Annotated in this window: 11 protein-coding genes; 8 read left to right on the top strand and 3 right to left on the bottom strand. The window is 36.0% G+C overall.

Features of this window, described 5'->3' with window-relative positions:
• Positions 1 to 122 precede the first annotated feature (122 nt).
• The 5 genes from EGI22_RS02115 to EGI22_RS02095 all read left to right on the top strand — a co-directional run bounded on the left by EGI22_RS02115 (position 123) and on the right by EGI22_RS02095 (position 7,046).
• Positions 123 to 2,294, top strand: coding sequence for a radical SAM protein (locus EGI22_RS02115; protein WP_255065994.1), 2,172 nt, complete (start codon positions 123 to 125; stop codon positions 2,292 to 2,294).
• A 121-nt stretch (positions 2,295 to 2,415) separates the two neighbouring features.
• On the top strand, positions 2,416 to 3,471 hold the full coding sequence (locus tag EGI22_RS02110; protein ID WP_255065993.1) for a DNA-binding protein: 1,056 nt from the start codon (positions 2,416 to 2,418) through the stop codon (positions 3,469 to 3,471).
• Positions 3,468 to 3,905, top strand: a complete 438-nt coding sequence (locus tag EGI22_RS02105; protein WP_255065992.1) for a type II toxin-antitoxin system death-on-curing family toxin — start codon at positions 3,468 to 3,470, stop codon at positions 3,903 to 3,905. Before EGI22_RS02110 ends, EGI22_RS02105 begins: the two co-directional genes overlap by 4 nt.
• A gap of 173 nt (positions 3,906 to 4,078) precedes the next feature.
• The gene (locus EGI22_RS02100; protein WP_255065991.1) at positions 4,079 to 6,169 is read left to right on the top strand and encodes an alpha-glucuronidase family glycosyl hydrolase; all 2,091 of its coding nucleotides are present in this window, start codon (positions 4,079 to 4,081) and stop codon (positions 6,167 to 6,169) included.
• On the top strand, positions 6,159 to 7,046 hold the full coding sequence (locus EGI22_RS02095) for a Nif3-like dinuclear metal center hexameric protein (RefSeq protein ID WP_255065990.1): 888 nt from the start codon (positions 6,159 to 6,161) through the stop codon (positions 7,044 to 7,046). Before EGI22_RS02100 ends, EGI22_RS02095 begins: the two co-directional genes overlap by 11 nt.
• 33 nt (positions 7,047 to 7,079) lie before the next feature.
• On the opposite strand, the gene EGI22_RS02090 is transcribed toward EGI22_RS02095, so the two are convergent.
• On the bottom strand, positions 7,080 to 8,102 hold the full coding sequence (locus EGI22_RS02090; protein ID WP_255065989.1) for an acyltransferase: 1,023 nt from the start codon (positions 8,100 to 8,102) through the stop codon (positions 7,080 to 7,082).
• Between the two features lie 38 nt (positions 8,103 to 8,140).
• The gene (locus EGI22_RS02085; RefSeq protein ID WP_255065988.1) at positions 8,141 to 9,223 is read right to left on the bottom strand and encodes an alpha/beta hydrolase; all 1,083 of its coding nucleotides are present in this window, start codon (positions 9,221 to 9,223) and stop codon (positions 8,141 to 8,143) included.
• 330 nt (positions 9,224 to 9,553) lie between these two features.
• On the opposite strand from EGI22_RS02085, the gene EGI22_RS02080 reads away from it, so the two are divergent.
• Entirely contained in the window at positions 9,554 to 9,892 is a 339-nt protein-coding gene (locus tag EGI22_RS02080; RefSeq protein WP_255065986.1) for a DUF5668 domain-containing protein, read from the top strand.
• 64 nt (positions 9,893 to 9,956) lie between these two features.
• Here EGI22_RS02080 and EGI22_RS02075 read toward each other — a convergent pair whose 3' ends face one another.
• Positions 9,957 to 12,896, bottom strand: coding sequence for an FAD-binding and (Fe-S)-binding domain-containing protein (locus EGI22_RS02075; protein WP_255065985.1), 2,940 nt, complete (start codon positions 12,894 to 12,896; stop codon positions 9,957 to 9,959).
• Between the two features lie 283 nt (positions 12,897 to 13,179).
• Here EGI22_RS02075 and EGI22_RS02070 point away from each other — a divergent pair, with 283 nt between their 5' ends.
• Both EGI22_RS02070 and EGI22_RS02065 read left to right on the top strand, forming a co-directional pair.
• Positions 13,180 to 16,194, top strand: a complete 3,015-nt coding sequence (locus EGI22_RS02070; protein WP_255065983.1) for a SusC/RagA family TonB-linked outer membrane protein — start codon at positions 13,180 to 13,182, stop codon at positions 16,192 to 16,194.
• Between the two features lie 30 nt (positions 16,195 to 16,224).
• Complete coding sequence (locus tag EGI22_RS02065) at positions 16,225 to 17,718, top strand: RagB/SusD family nutrient uptake outer membrane protein (protein ID WP_255065982.1); 1,494 nt, start codon at positions 16,225 to 16,227, stop codon at positions 17,716 to 17,718.
• Positions 17,719 to 17,735: the final 17 nt, after the last annotated feature.

Here is a 17,735-nt window from a genome sequence, read left to right as displayed (position 1 = left end):
GTATATATTTTCAACTTTAAAATGGTTTTGCTAATATTTTTAGAATAAAATAGCTATTCGAATAATCTAAATGCAATCAGTTTTCCCAAAACAAATCCTTAATTTTACAAAAAAAAACGCTTTTGAAAGACCTCCTTCTCATTACGCCGCCATTTACGCAGCTCAATACGCCCTATCCGGCTTCGGCCTATTTGAAGGGGTTTTTGAATACCAAAGGTATCGGGGCTTTTCAGATGGACTTGGGCATTGAGGTTATTTTGGAGCTTTTTTCTAAGGATGGCTTGCGTTCCATTTTTGAGAAAGCACAGCTTGAAGGTATTTCTGAAAATTCCCAAAGGATTTTTGGTTTACAGCAAGATTATATCCAAACTATTGAAGAGGTAATTGCTTTTCTCCAAGGGCATAAGCCTACTTTGGCTCGGCAGATTTGTAGCGGAAATTTCCTGCCTCAAGCGACAAGATTTTCTCAGGAAAATGATTTGGAATGGGCCTTTGGCAACATGGGCATGCAAGACAAAGCCAAGCATTTGGCTACGCTGTATCTCGAAGACTTATCTGATTTTATAGTGGAATGTCTCGACGAAAACTTTGGCTTTAGCCGCTATGCCGAGCGGCTCGGTAGAAGTGCCAATTCGTTTGATGAATTGTATGAACATCTACAAAAAACGCCAACATTTATAGACGAAATAACACTCAGGATTTTAAAACAAAAACTAGAGGAAATCCAACCCAAATTGGTCTGTTTTTCGGTACCTTTTCCAGGCAATTTGTACAGTGCATTTCGGTGTGCTGCTTTTATAAAAGAGCATTTTCCAAAAGCAAAAACCGCCATGGGAGGTGGATTTGCCAATACCGAACTCAGAAGTGTAAAAGACACTCGAGTTTTTGAATATTTTGATTTCATCACCCTTGACGACGGCGAACTTCCGATAGAATTATTGGCAAAACACGTTTTGGATGAAGACGAAAACTCAACGTTTAAGCGAACTTTTTGCCTGCAAAATGGCGAAGTAAAATATATCAACAATTCCACCCAAAAAGACTACAAACACAGCGAGGTAGGTACGCCAGACTACTCAGACTTGTCATTGGACAAGTACATTTCGGTAATAGAACTGACCAATCCTATGCACAGCCTTTGGTCAGACGGTCGCTGGAATAAGCTCACGATGGCCCATGGATGTTATTGGGGCAAGTGTACTTTTTGCGATATTTCACTAGATTATATCAAACTTTACGAACCCATCGCCGCCAGAATTTTGGTAGACAGAATGGAGCAAATGATAGCCCAAACTGGCGAAAATGGTTTCCATTTTGTTGACGAAGCCGCACCGCCCGCTCTCATGCGTGAGGTGGCTTTGGAAATTATGAGACGCGGACTGGTAGTAACCTGGTGGACCAACATCCGATTTGAAAAAAGCTTTACGGCCGACCTCTGTGTTTTGCTTAAATCTTCGGGTTGCATAGCGGTTTCTGGTGGACTAGAAGTTGCATCTGATAGGCTTTTGGCTTTGATAGACAAGGGTGTTACGGTAGCCCAAGTGGCTCAGGTAAACCGCAATTTTGTGGAGTCGGGCATTATGGTGCATGCATATCTGATGTATGGCTACCCAACACAAACCGTGCAGGAAACAGTGGATAGTTTAGAAATGGTACGGCAGATGTTTGAATTGGGCATTTTGAATTCCGGATTTTGGCATCAGTTTGCTCTTACGGCCCATAGTCCTGTAGGTTTGAACCCTGAAAAGTTTGGTATTTTGCCTGATTATAAAGACATTACATTTGCCGACAACGACATCCAGTTTAAGGATTCAACAGGCATTGACCACGACAAATTTAGTTTTGGACTGAAAAAATCGCTCTTTAACTATATGCATGGACTTTGTTTTGAATATCCGCTGCAAGATTGGTTTGATTTCAAGATTCCGAAGACCAAAATTCAGCCAGATTTTATAGTAGAATGTCTGGAAGAAGAAGACCATACTTTGATAAAACCTAATGCTAAAATAGTCTGGATTGGCAATGAACCAATTGTAATAGAAACCAAAACAAAAAAAGGCCAAGCTTTGACTTTTACGTTTCATGAAAAAATGGAGACTTTCACGATTAGCATAGAAAAAGAGAAAGGCGAGTGGTTTTTAGAAAATCTATCATTAATGAATGTAAGAAATTCAAAAACCATCGCCTTCGGTGAATTGAAGACTTCTTTCGAAAAGAAATTTGAACATTTTGAGCTTTTTTGGTACGCTAAACCCATCAACGAAATGCGTGAGCAGGGGCTTTTGGTTTTGTAGGATTTTTGTATATTTGGGAAGGAATTTACCTACAGGGAAAATTTCATTTTGTGATTTCATTATAATTAGACTCATTTCTTATTAATCAACCCAGACTTCTTTCTTAATGTAAAAATTTAAAATGACTAAAGATTTAACTACTTCGGATTTACATCGAAAAAATATTTTAAACAACCAATTTGCACTTGATGAAATTCAAAAGGAAGTTTCTTTTATGGGTGTAGTATTCAAAGGTTCTTTTAGATACACTAAAAGACAAATTGCAGATTTTTATGATGTAGATGAAAGAACTATAGATAGGTATATTGAAAACCATGAAGATGAGTTCAGAGAAAATGGTTACGAGGTTTTAAGGGGAAATGATTTAAAAGAATTTAAGGAGGCATTTGAATTATATACGAATAGTATTAATGATGGTAACGACATTGATGTCGCTACCATAGAAGAAAACATAAAAAAAATTTCTGTTTTAGGAATCTTTACGTTTAGAGTATTTTTAAATATTGGAATGCTATTGACAGAAAGTGAAAGAGCAAAACAACTAAGAAGTTTAATTTTAGATATTGTTTTAGATACAATTAATAAGAAACTTGGAGGTAATACAAAGTATATAAATCAAAGAGAAGAGGATTTTTTACCAAGTGCAATTAGAGAAAACAATTATAGAGTAGAATTCACTAAAGCAATAGATGAGTGTGTTGAGCATAGTAAATGGAAATATCCACAGTTAACAGATGCAGTATATAAATGCATTTTTCATGAAAATGCTAAAGAATATAAACAGATTTTGAAATTAGAGAAAAATGAAAACTTAAGAGAAACTTTATACTCTGAAATTCTAGATTTGGTGGCTGCTTATGAAAACAGTTATGCAGAGTTATTAAGACAAAGAATGAAGCAATTAGGTCGACAGCTTCGACTTTCAGAAGCAAATCAATTATTTAAAGAATTAGAAGAAAAGCATTTTGATTTTTCTAAACCTCTATTAGACAGAGCAAGAACACTTATGGCAAGTAGAGATATGGCTTTTAGAGATGCCTTACACGAGAAACTAAAAGATTATATAACTCATCTCAATGAAACTGAATTTGATAAATTCTTAGGGGAAAAGAGCAAATCAATACAAGAAAGAATTGAAGAAAACATTGATGTATTCAAAAGATTAAAAGATAGATGATACAATTTCTATACTTCAATAAGGAATACGCTATTTTAACTCATGATTTCATAATTGAGAAATCAGGAGGTTCGCACGGGACAAAAGACATTGGCCTTTTAGAAAGTGTTTTAGAACATATCCAGAACGACATATACTACCCAGATATTGAAAGCAAAACGACACACTTGGTGTATTCAATAAACAAGAATCATGCTTTTAGCGACGGAAATAAAAGAAGTAGTATAGCTTTGGGAGCGTATTTTCTAGAAATCAATGGTTTAGAATACTGTGTAGATAAATTCATAATAGAAATGGAGAATATTTCTGTTTACGTCGCAGATAATAAAATTAACAAAGAACTACTATTTGAAATAATTTTTTCAATAATCAATTATAGCAATTTTAGTGAGGAATTAAAACTCAAATTAATAGAGGCTATAAATTTAGATTAGAGAAAAGAATCATAAATACTATTTCATCCTAAAAATAGCCTCAGGTCAATCCAATTTGGAAGAATGTAAAGAATGATTTGCAGCCAATACAATTCCTCTGAAATAATTCATTTTCTCCCTAAATCTTCCTCAATTTCTTCCGATATTTGTATTTATTCAATCAAAAAAACTACATGAGAATCTTACTTTTGCTCGCCTTCAGCCTATTTACATTCAATACTTTTGCTGACGATGGTTACAGACTTTGGCTAAAATACGACCGTATTCAAAACGAAACTTTAAGGAAAAATTATAGCCAAAAACTTTCGACTATTCATATAAATTATAACGACGAAACCTCAAAAGTTACGCTTTTAGAAATCGAAAAAGCAGCGACTGGATTATTGAAAATCAAACCTCAAATAATTCAAAATTCCACACAGGCAAAATTGGTTTTAAAACTTGGAAAAATCGAAAATGCCAATCCAGAAGCCTTTGAAATAAAGACACTTAATAAGCAAATAATAATATCTGGAAATACTTCGAAAGGTATTTTATACGGTGTTTTTGAAATGATTAGAAGAATGCAAACTTCGGAATCTTTAGAAAACTTAAAGATCACATCTGCACCGAAAATCCAACTGAGAATGCTCAACCATTGGGATAATAACAACGGTACCATAGAGCGTGGGTATGCAGGAATGTCGCTTTGGAAATGGTATGAACTCCCCGAAAGAATTGATACAAGATATATTGAATATGCCAGAGCAAACGCTTCAATAGGCATCAATGGAACAGTACTCAACAACGTAAATGCTTCAGCAAGATTTATAACGCCAGAATATCTCGGCAAAGTAAAAGCTTTGGCAGATGTATTTAGACCTTACGGTATTAAAGTATTTTTATCAGTAAACTTTGCTTCTCCAAAAATACTGGGAGGCTTAAAAACCGCTGACCCGCTAGACCCTGAAGTAAGCCAATGGTGGAAAAACAAGGTGGATGAGGTATACAAATTGATTCCTGACTTTGGTGGATTTGTGGTAAAAGCCAATTCTGAAGGCGAGCCAGGTCCAATGGACTTTGGACGCACGCACAAAGACGGTGCAAATATGATGGCCGAGGCTTTGGCACCACACAAGGGATTGATAATTTGGAGAGCTTTTGTTTACAATTTCGATCCAAAGGGCGACCGATTTGCCGCAGCTTATAACGAATTCAAGAAATTTGATGGAGAGTTTTTACCGAACATTATAATTCAAGTAAAAAATGGCCCGATAGATTTCCAGGTTCGAGAACCAATTTCGCCGCTTTTTGGTGCAATGGAAAAAACGCCGGTATCAATGGAATTTCAGTTGACGCAAGAATATTTGGGTTGGGCTACCCACTGGGTTTACGAAGGACCGATGTTTGAAGAAGTCCTTAAGACCGATACCTATGCAAAAGGCAAAGGTTCAACTGTAGCAAAAGTAATTGAAGGTGAAGTTTTTAAATATCCAATAACTTCTATGATAGGTGTGGCTAATACTGGTTCAGACCGCAACTGGACGGGCCATCCGATGGCTCAAGCCAATTGGTATACTTTAGGCAGGTTGGCATGGAATCCAGAAATGACCTCAGCTAAAATAGCCGATGAGTGGGTAAAAATGACTTTTCATACCGATGCAAAATCTACGGAAACCATCAAAAAAATCATGCTGGAATCTAGAGAAATATATACCAATTATACCAATCCTTTAGGCGTGCATCATGTGATGGGCGAAAGCCATCATTTTGGACCAGAACCATGGGTAGAAAAAGCCCCAAGACCAGACTGGACTGCATTGTACTATCATAAAGCAGATTCACTAGGCATTGGCTTTGACCGTACGGAAAAAGGAAGCAATTCATTGGCACAATATCATTCTGGTTTAAAAGACTTATACAGCGATATTGATAAAATACAACCAGAGTTTTTGTTGTGGTTTCACCATGCACCTTGGAGAATGAAACTTTCAACAGGCAGAACCGTTTGGGACGAAATGGTCAGCAGATATTATGAAGGAGCCAAAGCTGTGGAGCAAATGCAAGCAGATTGGGCAAGTGTAAAAGGGAAAGTCGATCAAGAAACATTTGAAAATGTGGAAGCTAGACTAAAAACCCAAAGAAAAGAAGCTCTTTGGTGGAGAGATGCCTCAGTTTTATACTTCCAGAAGTTCAACAAAATGCCAGTAGCTGCTCCTTACCAAAAACCAAGTAGAACATTTGAAGAAGTAAAGCAAATAGTCGATGTGTATCATGTCAGATAATTCAAAAAACAATACTCTGGTAAAGTACCTGAAAGTCTCTCTTTTTTTAGTAGTTCTTTTTGTTGGAAGTAAGGCAAATGCACAGTCGCATTTGACTGCCAACCAGGTGATTGAAAAAATAAGGAAGAATGTCACCATACCTTGGATGCAGGAAACTCGAGATGTAATAATCTATGGAAAAGGTGAAACTGAAGTCAAAGGAATTGCGGTTACGTTTATGTCTACATTGGCTGTTTTACAAAAAGCAAAGGAAGCCGGTTGCAATTTTGTGATAACTCATGAGCCTACATTTTACAGTCATTACGACGACCTTAAAATACATAATGGCGATCCAGTTCAGGAAGCCAAAATTAAGTTTATTGAAGAAAACAACATGGTCATCTTCAGGTTTCATGATCACCAACACCGCACTTTCCCTGACCAAATCTATGAAGGCGTAGTAGAAAAAATGGGATGGAAACAGTATTGGAAAGTAGGAAGCAAATCTTTCGAAATGCCTGAAACCACACTTGGTAAATTTGTAGCAGATTTACAAAAGCACTCAGGAGGTAAAACCATCAGAATAGTTGGAGACCCAAAGATGAAGGTAAAAAAAGTTGGCCTTGCCCTTGGTGCAGCTGGAACGGATACCCATTTTAAAGTTCTAAAAGAAACCAATTGCGATGTACTCATAGTAGGTGAAAGCAATGAGTGGGAAACTGCCCCTTATTTTCAGGATGCTCAGACTTTAGGGCAAAACAAAGCTCTGGTAGTAATGGGACACGCCGACTCGGAAGAAGCTGGAATGGTATATTTTAAATCTTGGCTTCAGAAGTTTTATCCAAATACTAAAATTGAATTTATCGAAGCCGGGAACCCTTTTTGGGCTGGGAAATAAATTTGAAAACTTAGGAATTATACCAACTAAAAATCAGATTCTGGATTTAAAAGCTAATGCTCTCTTTTCTATTAAATGCCAAGAAATATAGCCTAAGAATATAGAAATAATTGAAGCAAATATCATCAATCTGATAGGTTCCAAGTTAAAAAAATGGAATAATGTTTGTTGAACCGGCCACCCATAAATATAAATTCCATAAGAAAGATCCCCAATATTTTCTCCTATATTTTTGATAAAAGGCGTCTGAAAAAGCCCTAAAGGCAATATAACCATAGGAATAATAATATAATTGAAGCTTCTAAAGTTATTCAACCAAATAGAGCTAAAACAAATAATCAAACCTAAAGAAAGTATGATTCCCTTATTTTCAAAAATGAAATCCTTGATTGTGGAAGCCCAGGCTCCGATTACAAAAAAGCAGCCAAAATAAAGCAAATACTCACCGCTAATAAAGAAATAGTAATTGGGTTGGTCTTTATAAAAATAGATATTGTAGCAAATTAAACCAATGCTAAGGAAAAATAAGACCCCTTTCGATAGGCTAATATTATTTTTAAAAACGAATAATAAAATAATAAAAATATACAAGGCGAACTCGTACGGAATAGTCCATAAAGAGCCGTTAATTTGTGGCAGCGGGTTAGTAGCAAAAAGGTCATAGAAAGTAGTATTTGATAAAAACAAAAAAGGGGCTCTTATGAAATATTTATAAACTGGCCAATGCGTAAAATAGTAAAAAGACGATCCTTTGTAAACAAAAACACCTAATAAACATATAATAAGCGTCATGAAAACTATTCCCGGAAAAATCCTTAAACCTCTTTTAATCAGATAGGTACTAATAGATTTACTCCTCTGTAAACTTGGAAATATAAAAAAGCCACTCGCCAAAAAAAATCCAGTTAATGCAATGTCTTGCAATAAAAGTTGCTCATTCGTTATTCTAAAGATAATATCCCTCTCACTTGACCCACTAATAGCGTAGCTGTGGCCGATTATTATAAAAATCGAAAATACTAATCTCAAAAAATCAAAGTTGTTCTTATCCTTCATTGTCAAAAGGCATGGAAGCTATATAACATTAATAATACTCAATAATACAACCAATCCAATGCCTTTGGAAACTCCTGTCCCCAACGTTTTTCGTTGTGTTGTCCTTCTGGATCAAGTTCGGCTTTAATTTCTATTTTGTTTGAGTCAAAACCTTGACTATCAATAGTGTTTTTTAGTTTTTCTATATTTGGAAGCATACTTTCACTTTCTTTTCCACCGCCATAAAGATATATCTTGGTATCCATAGGGTTAAAAAACTCGACAGCATCAAAATATATTTTGGGTGAAGTCCAAAGCGATGGCGAAAACACCATCAATCTACCGATAGACTCTGGGTACATCATACCTGTATAGATACTTATCAAACCACCCATGGAGCTACCACCAATTCCTGTAAATTGTCTCTCAGACAAGGTGCGATAAGTTTGATCTATATGAGGTTTTAAAGTTCTTACTATAAAAGTCGCGTAACGCATTCCTTGTCCTTTTACCCTATTTTTATAAGGCGAAAACTCAACTTGGCGGTCTTCCTCGCCATGATTGATTGCCACTATTATTACATCTGACTTACCTTGTTTTTTAAGTAAAGAAAGTCTTTTGTCAATTTCCCAGTTACCATATACAGAGCCTTTGCCAAAAAGGTTTTGGGCATCGTGCATATACACAACTGGGTATCTTTTTTCTGGATTTCTGTAATAATCACTAGGTAAAATTACACTTACTGTGCGGACTCTTTTTAACTGAGGTATCTCCATTTCCATAGATTCTACCAAGGGCATGGTTTCGGCATAATATGGCGTGAACCCGTTTTTACGCCAAAGTGGAACTACATCAATATTTGGCTTAAATTTTGGCTCCAAAGTTCTATTTTTGCTGGTATTGCCAAAAATATCTAATTCTACATGTTCCCATCCACCTTTGGTATATTTGTATTCCAGAGGATTGTCTATCGTAAAATCCTTGTCAAAATCAATTCTATATTTCCCTTCTCCAATTTTTTTCATCAAAAAATCTGAATTAGAAGGATTCCAATTACAAAAACTTCCGGATATATAAACCGGCCTATCGTCGTTTATTAAAGTATTTACCTCTAAGTACATTCCTCCTCTCGCTTTATTCATTAGGTAATTTCTACATTTTTTGGGGTCGCAAAAATAATATTTTAGGATTAGCTATCAAATATTTACAAAAAATGAATAAAAAATTATTCAACAATTATTAGAAATATTATATAATTGATTTAAATCAACTATGATTAGTCCTAAAACGTACATTCTATAAGCATTAGAAACTAACAAACTAACCATTAAAATGTTCGAAATTTAAAATCTCATATATCCATTTATCGGCAAAAAACATTAGTTAAACTATATTTTATACATAATTCATCGAAAACCGATACTTCAGCGACCAAAACAGACATAATTTTGAAGAAAAAAACAAAACATATTATGAAAAAGTATAACCACTCTTCGTCTATTATTTTTGCCATCGCCATCATTGCACTTGGAAGTTTATTTTTACTAAACAATTTCAATATGCTGGGTTTTAATTTACCCGCAAACTTAATGAGTTGGAAGCTGATATTCGTTATTATTACAATTAAGGAATTTTCAAAAGGCAAAATCTTCAGTGGAATTGTTTGGGGCTTTGTGACTTACGTTTTTTATTATCCAATTATCCTATCCCAATTTTCACTACACTCTGTTTTTGAACTTTGGCCTTTGTTATTGATTGGATTAGGCTTGGATATGATTGTAAGAAGAAATAGAACTTTAAATAGGTGTTAAAACAAATAGACAAGATTTCTTTTGATATTGGTATCATTAGAAATCTTGTCTAAAATTATTTTTTTCAAACCAAAGCCTCAAAAAGTATCTCAATCGGATGTAAAGACTTTTTACCAGTTCCATCATGAATCTGATGGCGACAACTGGTCCCAGGAGCTGCAATAATCACATCCTCAGCTTGTTGGCGTACAGTTGGAAACAATACCAACTCTCCTATTTTCATCGAAATATCATAATGTTCTTTTTCATAACCAAATGAGCCTGCCATTCCACAGCATCCGCTTGGAATCAGTTGCACCTCGTAGCCTTTTGGTAAACTCAACATTTTCTTAGTCGGAACCATTGAAGCCACAGCTTTTTGTTGGCAATGACCATGCAATTTTATCAAACGTTTCTCAGACTTGAAATTTTTGCCATCTAATTTCTTGGCATCTATTTCTCTTCCAATAAATTCATCAAACATTAAGGCATTTTTAGCTAATAGAGCAGCTTTTTCTGCTAATTCCACAGAAACTAACTCTGGATATTCATCTCTAAAAGTCAAGATTGCACTTGGCTCTATGCCTATTAAAGGTGTATTTTCTGAAATAATATTAGACAGAAGCTCCACATTCTCATTGGCTAATGCTTTAGCTTCGTCTAGCATTCCTTTTGATAAATAAGAACGACCAGAGTCCACATGTCTAGGCACTTCGACTGAATAACCCAATTTAACTAATAATTGAACTGCTTTTTTGCCAATTTCTACATCATTGAAATTCGTAAATTCATCAATAAATAAGAAAACTTTTCTTTCACCTTTTCCAGCAATGTTTCCATAGGTTTTCTTAAACCAAGCCTTCAAGGTTGTGTCTGAAAGCAATGGCATCGTTCGGTCGGGATGAAAACCTACAATAGAGTTCGCCAGTTTTCGCAAAGGTTTGTTTTTGAAAATCAAGTTATAACCCCATGGCACATAAGAAGCCAATTGAGACATTTTAGGATAATTGGCTATCATTTTTGAGCGAAGCGGCACACCATTTACTTTTTGATATTGGTAGGTAAACTCCATCTTAAGTTTGGCCATATCCACATTAGATGGGCACTCAGACTTACAGGCTTTACAAACCAAACACAAGTCTAGCACCTCCTTTATTTCTTTCGAATCAAACCTATTTAAGTTATCCGACTGCGTTAGTGTTTCCCTCAGAATATTTGCTCGGGCTCTGGTAGTATCTTTTTCACTTTTGGTAGCCATATAAGACGGACACATCGTGCCTCCACTCAAATGTGATTTACGACAATCACCAGATCCATTACACTGTTCGGCATGTTGCAAAATGTCTTGGTCTTTAAACCTAAACATTGTAGTAAACTCAGGCGTTTTTTGACCTGGGGTATATCGCAAAAACTCGTCCATTGGAGGCGTATCAACAATCTTATTGGCATTGAAGATATTGTTTGGATCCCAAACCTTCTTCAAATCCTTTATCAATGCATAGTTTTTCTCTCCTATCTGTTGTTTTATAAATTCTCCACGAAGCCTACCATCGCCATGTTCACCGGATAGTGAACCTTTGTATTTCTTTACCAAAGTCGAAATTTCTTCAGCTATCATCCTAAACTGAACTTTCCCTTCTTCCGTTTTAAGATTGATAATAGGTCTTAAATGCAATTCTCCTGTACTGGCATGAGCATAATGCACACTGTACATGCCATTTTTTGCCAAGATTGCATTAAACTCAATAATAAATTCTGGCAAATCATTCACATCAACCGCAGTATCTTCAATCACCGCCACCGCTTTTTCGTCGCCTGGAAGGTTAGATAAAAGTCCGAGTCCGGCTTTGCGAAGCGTCCAAACTTTCTTTATATCATCACCAAAAAGAACAGGAAAATGATAGCCATAACCTGCAGCACGCATTTCAGCTTCCATTTCGGCAGCCAATTGTTTTACTTCTTCTATCGAATCTCTTGAAATCTCCACACATAGCAAAGCACCTGGATCACCTTCCACAAAAAAACGATTGGCCATCTGCTCCTTATTGGATTTGGTACATTCTAATATGTAATGATCCATAAGCTCAACTGCACTCGGTTTGTATTTCAGTGCAATCAAATTGGCCCTTAAAGAATCATCAATTGTGTTGCAATGAACAGCAACCACGCCTTGAAACTTTGGTGGGAGATCATTAACATGCAGTTTCATTTCAGTGATAAACATCAATGTACCTTCAGATCCTGCAATCAGTTTACAGAAATTAAACTTTTCGGTAGAAGATTCTGTAAAAACTTCGGTCTCTAATAGTTCATCAATCGCATACCCTGTATTTCTACGAGGAATACTCCTTTTAGGAAACTGCTCACGGATTTCATTTTGATTTTCTTTTACTGAAAGACTTTCAAAAACATTCAAATAAACTTTATCCTCAAGTGAATGCTCTTCCCTTTCTTTTATTACAGTAATTTTCTCAAAAAAATCTACTTTTGAAATATCAGAGAAGGTAACAAAACTTCCATCACTTAAAAAGCCTTGAACTTCCATCAGGTGGTCACGAGCACTTCCATATATCACAGAATTTGAACCGCAAGAATTATTCCCAACCATTCCACCAACCATTGCTCTGTTGGCTGTAGAAGTTTCTGGTCCAAAAAACAAACCTTGTGGTTTCAGGTGCATATTGAGCTCATCTCTAACCACCGATGGCTGCAAACTTACCCAAGATTCTTCCTTATTTACTTCAAATATTTTAGTAAAAGTTTTTGAAATATCAACGATGATTCCTTTTCCGACAACTTGACCAGCCAAAGAAGTCCCTGCTGTTCGGGGGATTAACGTCACTTGGAATTTGTTAGCAAAATCAATTAAAGTTTTAATGTCCTTATTATCCTTCGGAAATACCACCGCCAAAGGAAACTCTCTATATGCAGAAGCGTCTGTAGCATACAGAGTCCTCATTATTTTATCTAAAAATATCTCTCCCTTAAAGTTTTCTTTTAAGCTTTCAAAGTTTATACTTTTCATCTAAAAATGCTTGATTTCAAAATTTCCCAAAGATAATTCCAAATAATTTCATATGAGAATAAAATACAACCAAATGGCAAAGTGTTACGTAGAATAACAATATTAATCATTTAAATAAATCAAATTATGTAAAATTTTCTTTTTCATTTTTTTGGACTTTAGGAACTTCTTTTTGTAGTTTTGTGGGTTGATTCTAAAAATCATCCAACATTTAAACCGAATGTTGAAATGATTTGAAGAAGAGATAATATTAAATTACTTTAATTTTTTAAACAATTAACCTATGATGAACAGATTCTACCAAAGTGGTCGAATGGTCTTCGGCTTTGGGCTAGACAAGCTAACGAGCAAAAGCTCTGCCGCTTTTTTACTCTCATTGTTTTTCTCAATTTCCGTTTTCGCTCAAGACATTACAGTTAGCGGAAAAATTTCGGACAAATCAGGAGATGGTCTCCCTGGCGTAACTGTGCAAGTAAAAGGTACGTCAAAAGGAACAGCTACTGACATGGAAGGAAAGTACTCAATTGCAGGTGTACCTAGTAACGGTACTTTGGCTATTTCTTTTGTAGGTATGACCTCTCAAGAAGTTGCTATCAATGGACGTTCTACTATTAACGTAACACTATCTGATGATGCTGCCCTATTAGATGAGGTGGTAGTAGTTGGTTATGGTACCGTAAAGAAAAAAGATGCAACTGGAGCAGTAAACGCCATTGGAACGAAAGATTTCCAAAAAGGTATTGTTACTTCTCCTGAGCAATTAATGCAAGGAAGAGTAGCTGGTGTACAAATCACTCAGAGCTCAGGTGAGCCAGGTGGTGGCATAAACGTGCGTATCAGAGGAACATCTTCTGTTTACGGTGGAAACCAACCTTTATTTGTAATCGATGGTGTGCCATTGTCATCTGACAATACCTCAGATGGTGGACAAACGCAAGGTATCGGTCGTCAGCCTGCCAAAAACCCTCTAAATTTCTTGAATCCTGAAGATATTGAGAGCATTGACATCCTTAAAGATGCATCTGCTACAGCTATCTATGGTTCTCGTGGTGCTCAGGGTGTGGTATTAATTACTACTAAAAAAGGTAAAGGTAAAGGAACATTAGATTATGGCGTATCATTAGGGGCAAGTACTATTACTAAGAAATATGACTTATTAAATGCTTCAGAATTTGCCGCTGCCAATTCTTCCCAAAACCAAGGTGGAAATACTGATTGGCAAGATGAGCTATTCAGGACTGCAATGACACAGCAGCATAACCTATCTTATGGTGGAGGTGATGCTACAGGCAACTATCGTTTTACTTTAGGTTATTTAGACCAACAAGGAATCATAGAAACTTCTGGAATCAAAAGATATTCAGTTGGTTTTAATGGAGGAAAGAAATTTATCAACAATAAATTGAACATTACTTCTAGTGTAAACCTTGCAAACAACCAAGATAAAGGTATTGCAATATCTGACAATGCTGGATATACAGGTGACTTGATGGCTGCGATTCTAAAGTCTAATCCAACAAGATCGGTATACAATGCAGATGGAACATACAACCAACCTGGAATAGTAGAACCCAATCCAGTTGCTGTTGTAAACTTGACAAAAGATAGAACTAGCACATTAAGAGCTTTAGGTAATATAGCAGCTGAACTTCAAATTGTTGAAGGTTTGAAATTCAAAACTGTATTAGGTTTTGACCAATCTATGTCTTCTAGAAAATCTGCATTATCAAGCGATTTGGCACTTGACGGAGTATTAGGTATTGGTAGATTATACCTTAGAGATATTCAAATGAATAATCAACTATGGGAAAACTACTTCACTTATGACAAAGAATTTGGAAAAACATCATTGAATGCTTTATTAGGCTATTCATACCAAAGTTTTGATACTTTTGGAAAATATGCAAGTTTAGCAAATTTTGCTACTTCTGATTTAGATGTAATGACAAATAACTTGGCGTCTGCTAACTCTGGAAAAGCCCCAAGTAATGTAGTAAATAACTCTTACAGAAACTTTGACGAACTACAATCATATTTTACACGTGTTAATTTAAACATGGGTAAAATTTTGTTAACTGGTACACTTCGTGTTGATGGATCTACAAAATTTGGTGGTAATAACAAATATGGATATTTCCCTTCAGGAGCAGTAAAATATAAGTTGATTGAAGAAAACTTCGTTCCAAAAAATGTGTTTTCTGATTTAGCTTTAAGAGTTGGATATGGTCTAGTGGGTAACCAAAACATTCCTCATAATTTGTACGACAGAAGAGATAGATATAGCGATTGGGGTCCTAACCAAGGTGCCACTGACATCTCAGGGGGAGGATTAAATGCAGTTGCGTTCAATAATCCAAACTTGAAATGGGAAACAACTTCTACATTGAACATTGGATTAGACTTTGCTTTGGCTGGTAATAGAGTTTCGGGTAATGTTGAATTCTATGACAAACATACCAAAGATTTATTAATGAACGTAGTTTCAGCTCAACCTGCACCTACGCCATTTGTTTGGAAAAACTTAGATACTGATATTCAAAACCGTGGTCTTGAATTAGGATTAAACGTTGTAGCTGTAGACAGCAAAGCATTTACTTGGGAAGTTGTAGCAAACGCTGCATTCAACAAAAACCTAATTAAAAACTTAACTGGAGTATATGACACAGGTGAAATTAACGGACAAGGTTTAACAGGAGCATTTGCTCAACGTTTAGCTGAAGGTCAGCCTTTATTTGCATTCTTCTTGAGAGAGTTTGGTGGATATGATTCTGAAGGTAACTCATTGTATCCTAACGGTGACTTCCAAACATTCGTTAATGCAAGCCCTAATCCTACAGTTACAGCTGGTTTAACTAACAATTTCAAGTTTGGTAACTTTGATGCGAGTATATTCTTTAACGGTGTTTTTGGTAATTATATTTATTCAAACACTGCTAATGCGTATTTCACTAAAGGATCAATCACAAACGGTAGAAACGTAACTAAAGACGTTGTTACTTCAACTGAAGGACCTTTCAATGCTCCTGATGTTTCTACAAGATTCCTAGAGAAAGGAGACTTTGTAAGATTGCAAAACTTAAACCTAGGTTATAGAGTTCCAACAAAAGGAATGAAAAATATTCAAGGCTTAAGATTCTACTTAACTGGTCAAAACTTAATGACTTTTACAAAGTATAGCGGACAAGATCCTGAAGTTAGTACCAATAAATCAATCAATGGTATTCCTTCTGCTGGTATAGACTATTCAGCGTTCCCAAGATCGAAAACTTGGACAATTGGAGCGAATATTTCGTTTTAATTAATAATTATTTTTAAAAGAATATTGAATATGAAAAACAATAATTTAAAAAGATTTTTAATCGCAAGTTTAGGCGTAATGTCCTTTACTGCTTGTACGGATCTAACAAACAATGAGACAGACTCTATCGTAAGAGCTTCTGAAGGTGGTTCAGGTTTTACGCCTGGTAACCCTTCTGAATTGTTGATCTCTGCATACAAAGATTTATCTACTTATACTGACCAAGCAAATATTTATGCATTGGGTCAGCATACATCAGCAGAAATGATTCCTCCTACAAGAGGGGTTGACTGGGGTGATAATGGTGTTTGGAGAACATTAGATCAGCATACTTGGGATGCCACGCACTCGGGAGTAATCAGTGCTTGGAATCAATTGAATCAAAGAGCATACAAAGCTAACGAAATCATAGCTTCTAATCCTTCTGCTACGCAGAAAGCTGAAGCTCAATTTTTAAGAGCTTTCAACATGTTCCACGTTATGGATTTTTATGGTCAAGTACCATTTAGAGAAGTTACTGATGGTGTTGATGTTAATCCTAAAGTACTTTCTAGGTCTGAGGCTTTTGATTTTATTTTGAAAGACTTAACTGAAGCTTTGCCTAATTTGCCTAAAGTAGGTCCTCAAGCAATACAAGGAACAGCCAATAAAGCCGCAGCTAATTTCTTGATTGCTAAAATGTATCTAAATAAGGCCGTTTATAAAGCAGCCACTCCGGCTGGACCTTATACTTTTGATAAAGCTGATATGGACAAAGTAATCGCTGCAGTAGATGCAATTACTGCTGATGGATATAGCCTAAGTTCTGATTATTTCCAGAATTTCTCTTCTAGTGCTGCAAATGAAACTATCCTAAGTTCACAAGAAGGAACTCCCCAAAACCGTTGGATGATGACTCTTCACTATGATCAAAACCCTTCAGGATGGAATGGATTTGCTACATTGGCAGATTTCTATGATACTTTTGAAGATGGTGATATCCGTAAGGGTGTTAAAGCAAAAGGTGATGGAACTGAATTCTCAGGAATTGGTCATGGTTTCCTTGCTGGTCAGCAAATTAACGATAAAGGTCAAAACATTACTGATTCGAGATCTAAAAAACCTTTGGTTTTCTCTCGTGACGTAAACTTGGCAGGTACTCCTACAGAGAAGGGTATCCGTGTCATCAAATATCACCCAGCTACAGCTGGAAAGTATATCTTGATGAGATATGCTGAAGCTTATTTAATGAAAGCTGAGGCTATGTTGCGTGGTGGAAATGCGGCAGGTGCACTTACTATGGTTAATGATTTGAGAGCTAAGCGTTCGGCAAAAGCCGTTGCTTCTGTTACCGAAGCTTCTTTATTTGACGAAATCGGACGTGAATTGTATTGGGAAGGTGGAAAAAGAACTCATGAGGTTCGTTTTGGTAAATTTACAAAAGGTACTGGTACTCTAATTCAAGAGGACTACACTGTATTGTTCCCAATTCCATCTCCTGCTATCGTTTCTAACCCGAACCTTAAGCAAAATGATGGCTATTAATTTATAAGCTATATTTG

Origin of the sequence: Lacihabitans sp. LS3-19, assembly GCF_024343575.1 — a bacterium.
Taxonomy (GTDB): Bacteria; Bacteroidota; Bacteroidia; order Cytophagales; family Spirosomataceae; genus Leadbetterella.
The sequence above is the reverse complement of the archived record's forward strand: the minus strand, read 5'-3'. Positions and strand labels throughout refer to the sequence as shown.

Coding starts and splice junctions, on each gene's coding strand:
- EGI22_RS02110 (WP_255065993.1), top strand. CDS start 2,416: ATGACTAAAGATTTAACTACTTCGGATTTACATCGAAAAAATATTTTA.
- EGI22_RS02105 (WP_255065992.1), top strand. CDS start 3,468: ATGATACAATTTCTATACTTCAATAAGGAATACGCTATTTTAACTCAT.
- EGI22_RS02100 (WP_255065991.1), top strand. CDS start 4,079: ATGAGAATCTTACTTTTGCTCGCCTTCAGCCTATTTACATTCAATACT.
- EGI22_RS02095 (WP_255065990.1), top strand. CDS start 6,159: ATGTCAGATAATTCAAAAAACAATACTCTGGTAAAGTACCTGAAAGTC.
- EGI22_RS02090 (WP_255065989.1), bottom strand. CDS start 8,102: ATGAAGGATAAGAACAACTTTGATTTTTTGAGATTAGTATTTTCGATT.
- EGI22_RS02085 (WP_255065988.1), bottom strand. CDS start 9,223: ATGAATAAAGCGAGAGGAGGAATGTACTTAGAGGTAAATACTTTAATA.
- EGI22_RS02080 (WP_255065986.1), top strand. CDS start 9,554: ATGAAAAAGTATAACCACTCTTCGTCTATTATTTTTGCCATCGCCATC.
- EGI22_RS02075 (WP_255065985.1), bottom strand. CDS start 12,896: ATGAAAAGTATAAACTTTGAAAGCTTAAAAGAAAACTTTAAGGGAGAG.
- EGI22_RS02070 (WP_255065983.1), top strand. CDS start 13,180: ATGATGAACAGATTCTACCAAAGTGGTCGAATGGTCTTCGGCTTTGGG.
- EGI22_RS02065 (WP_255065982.1), top strand. CDS start 16,225: ATGAAAAACAATAATTTAAAAAGATTTTTAATCGCAAGTTTAGGCGTA.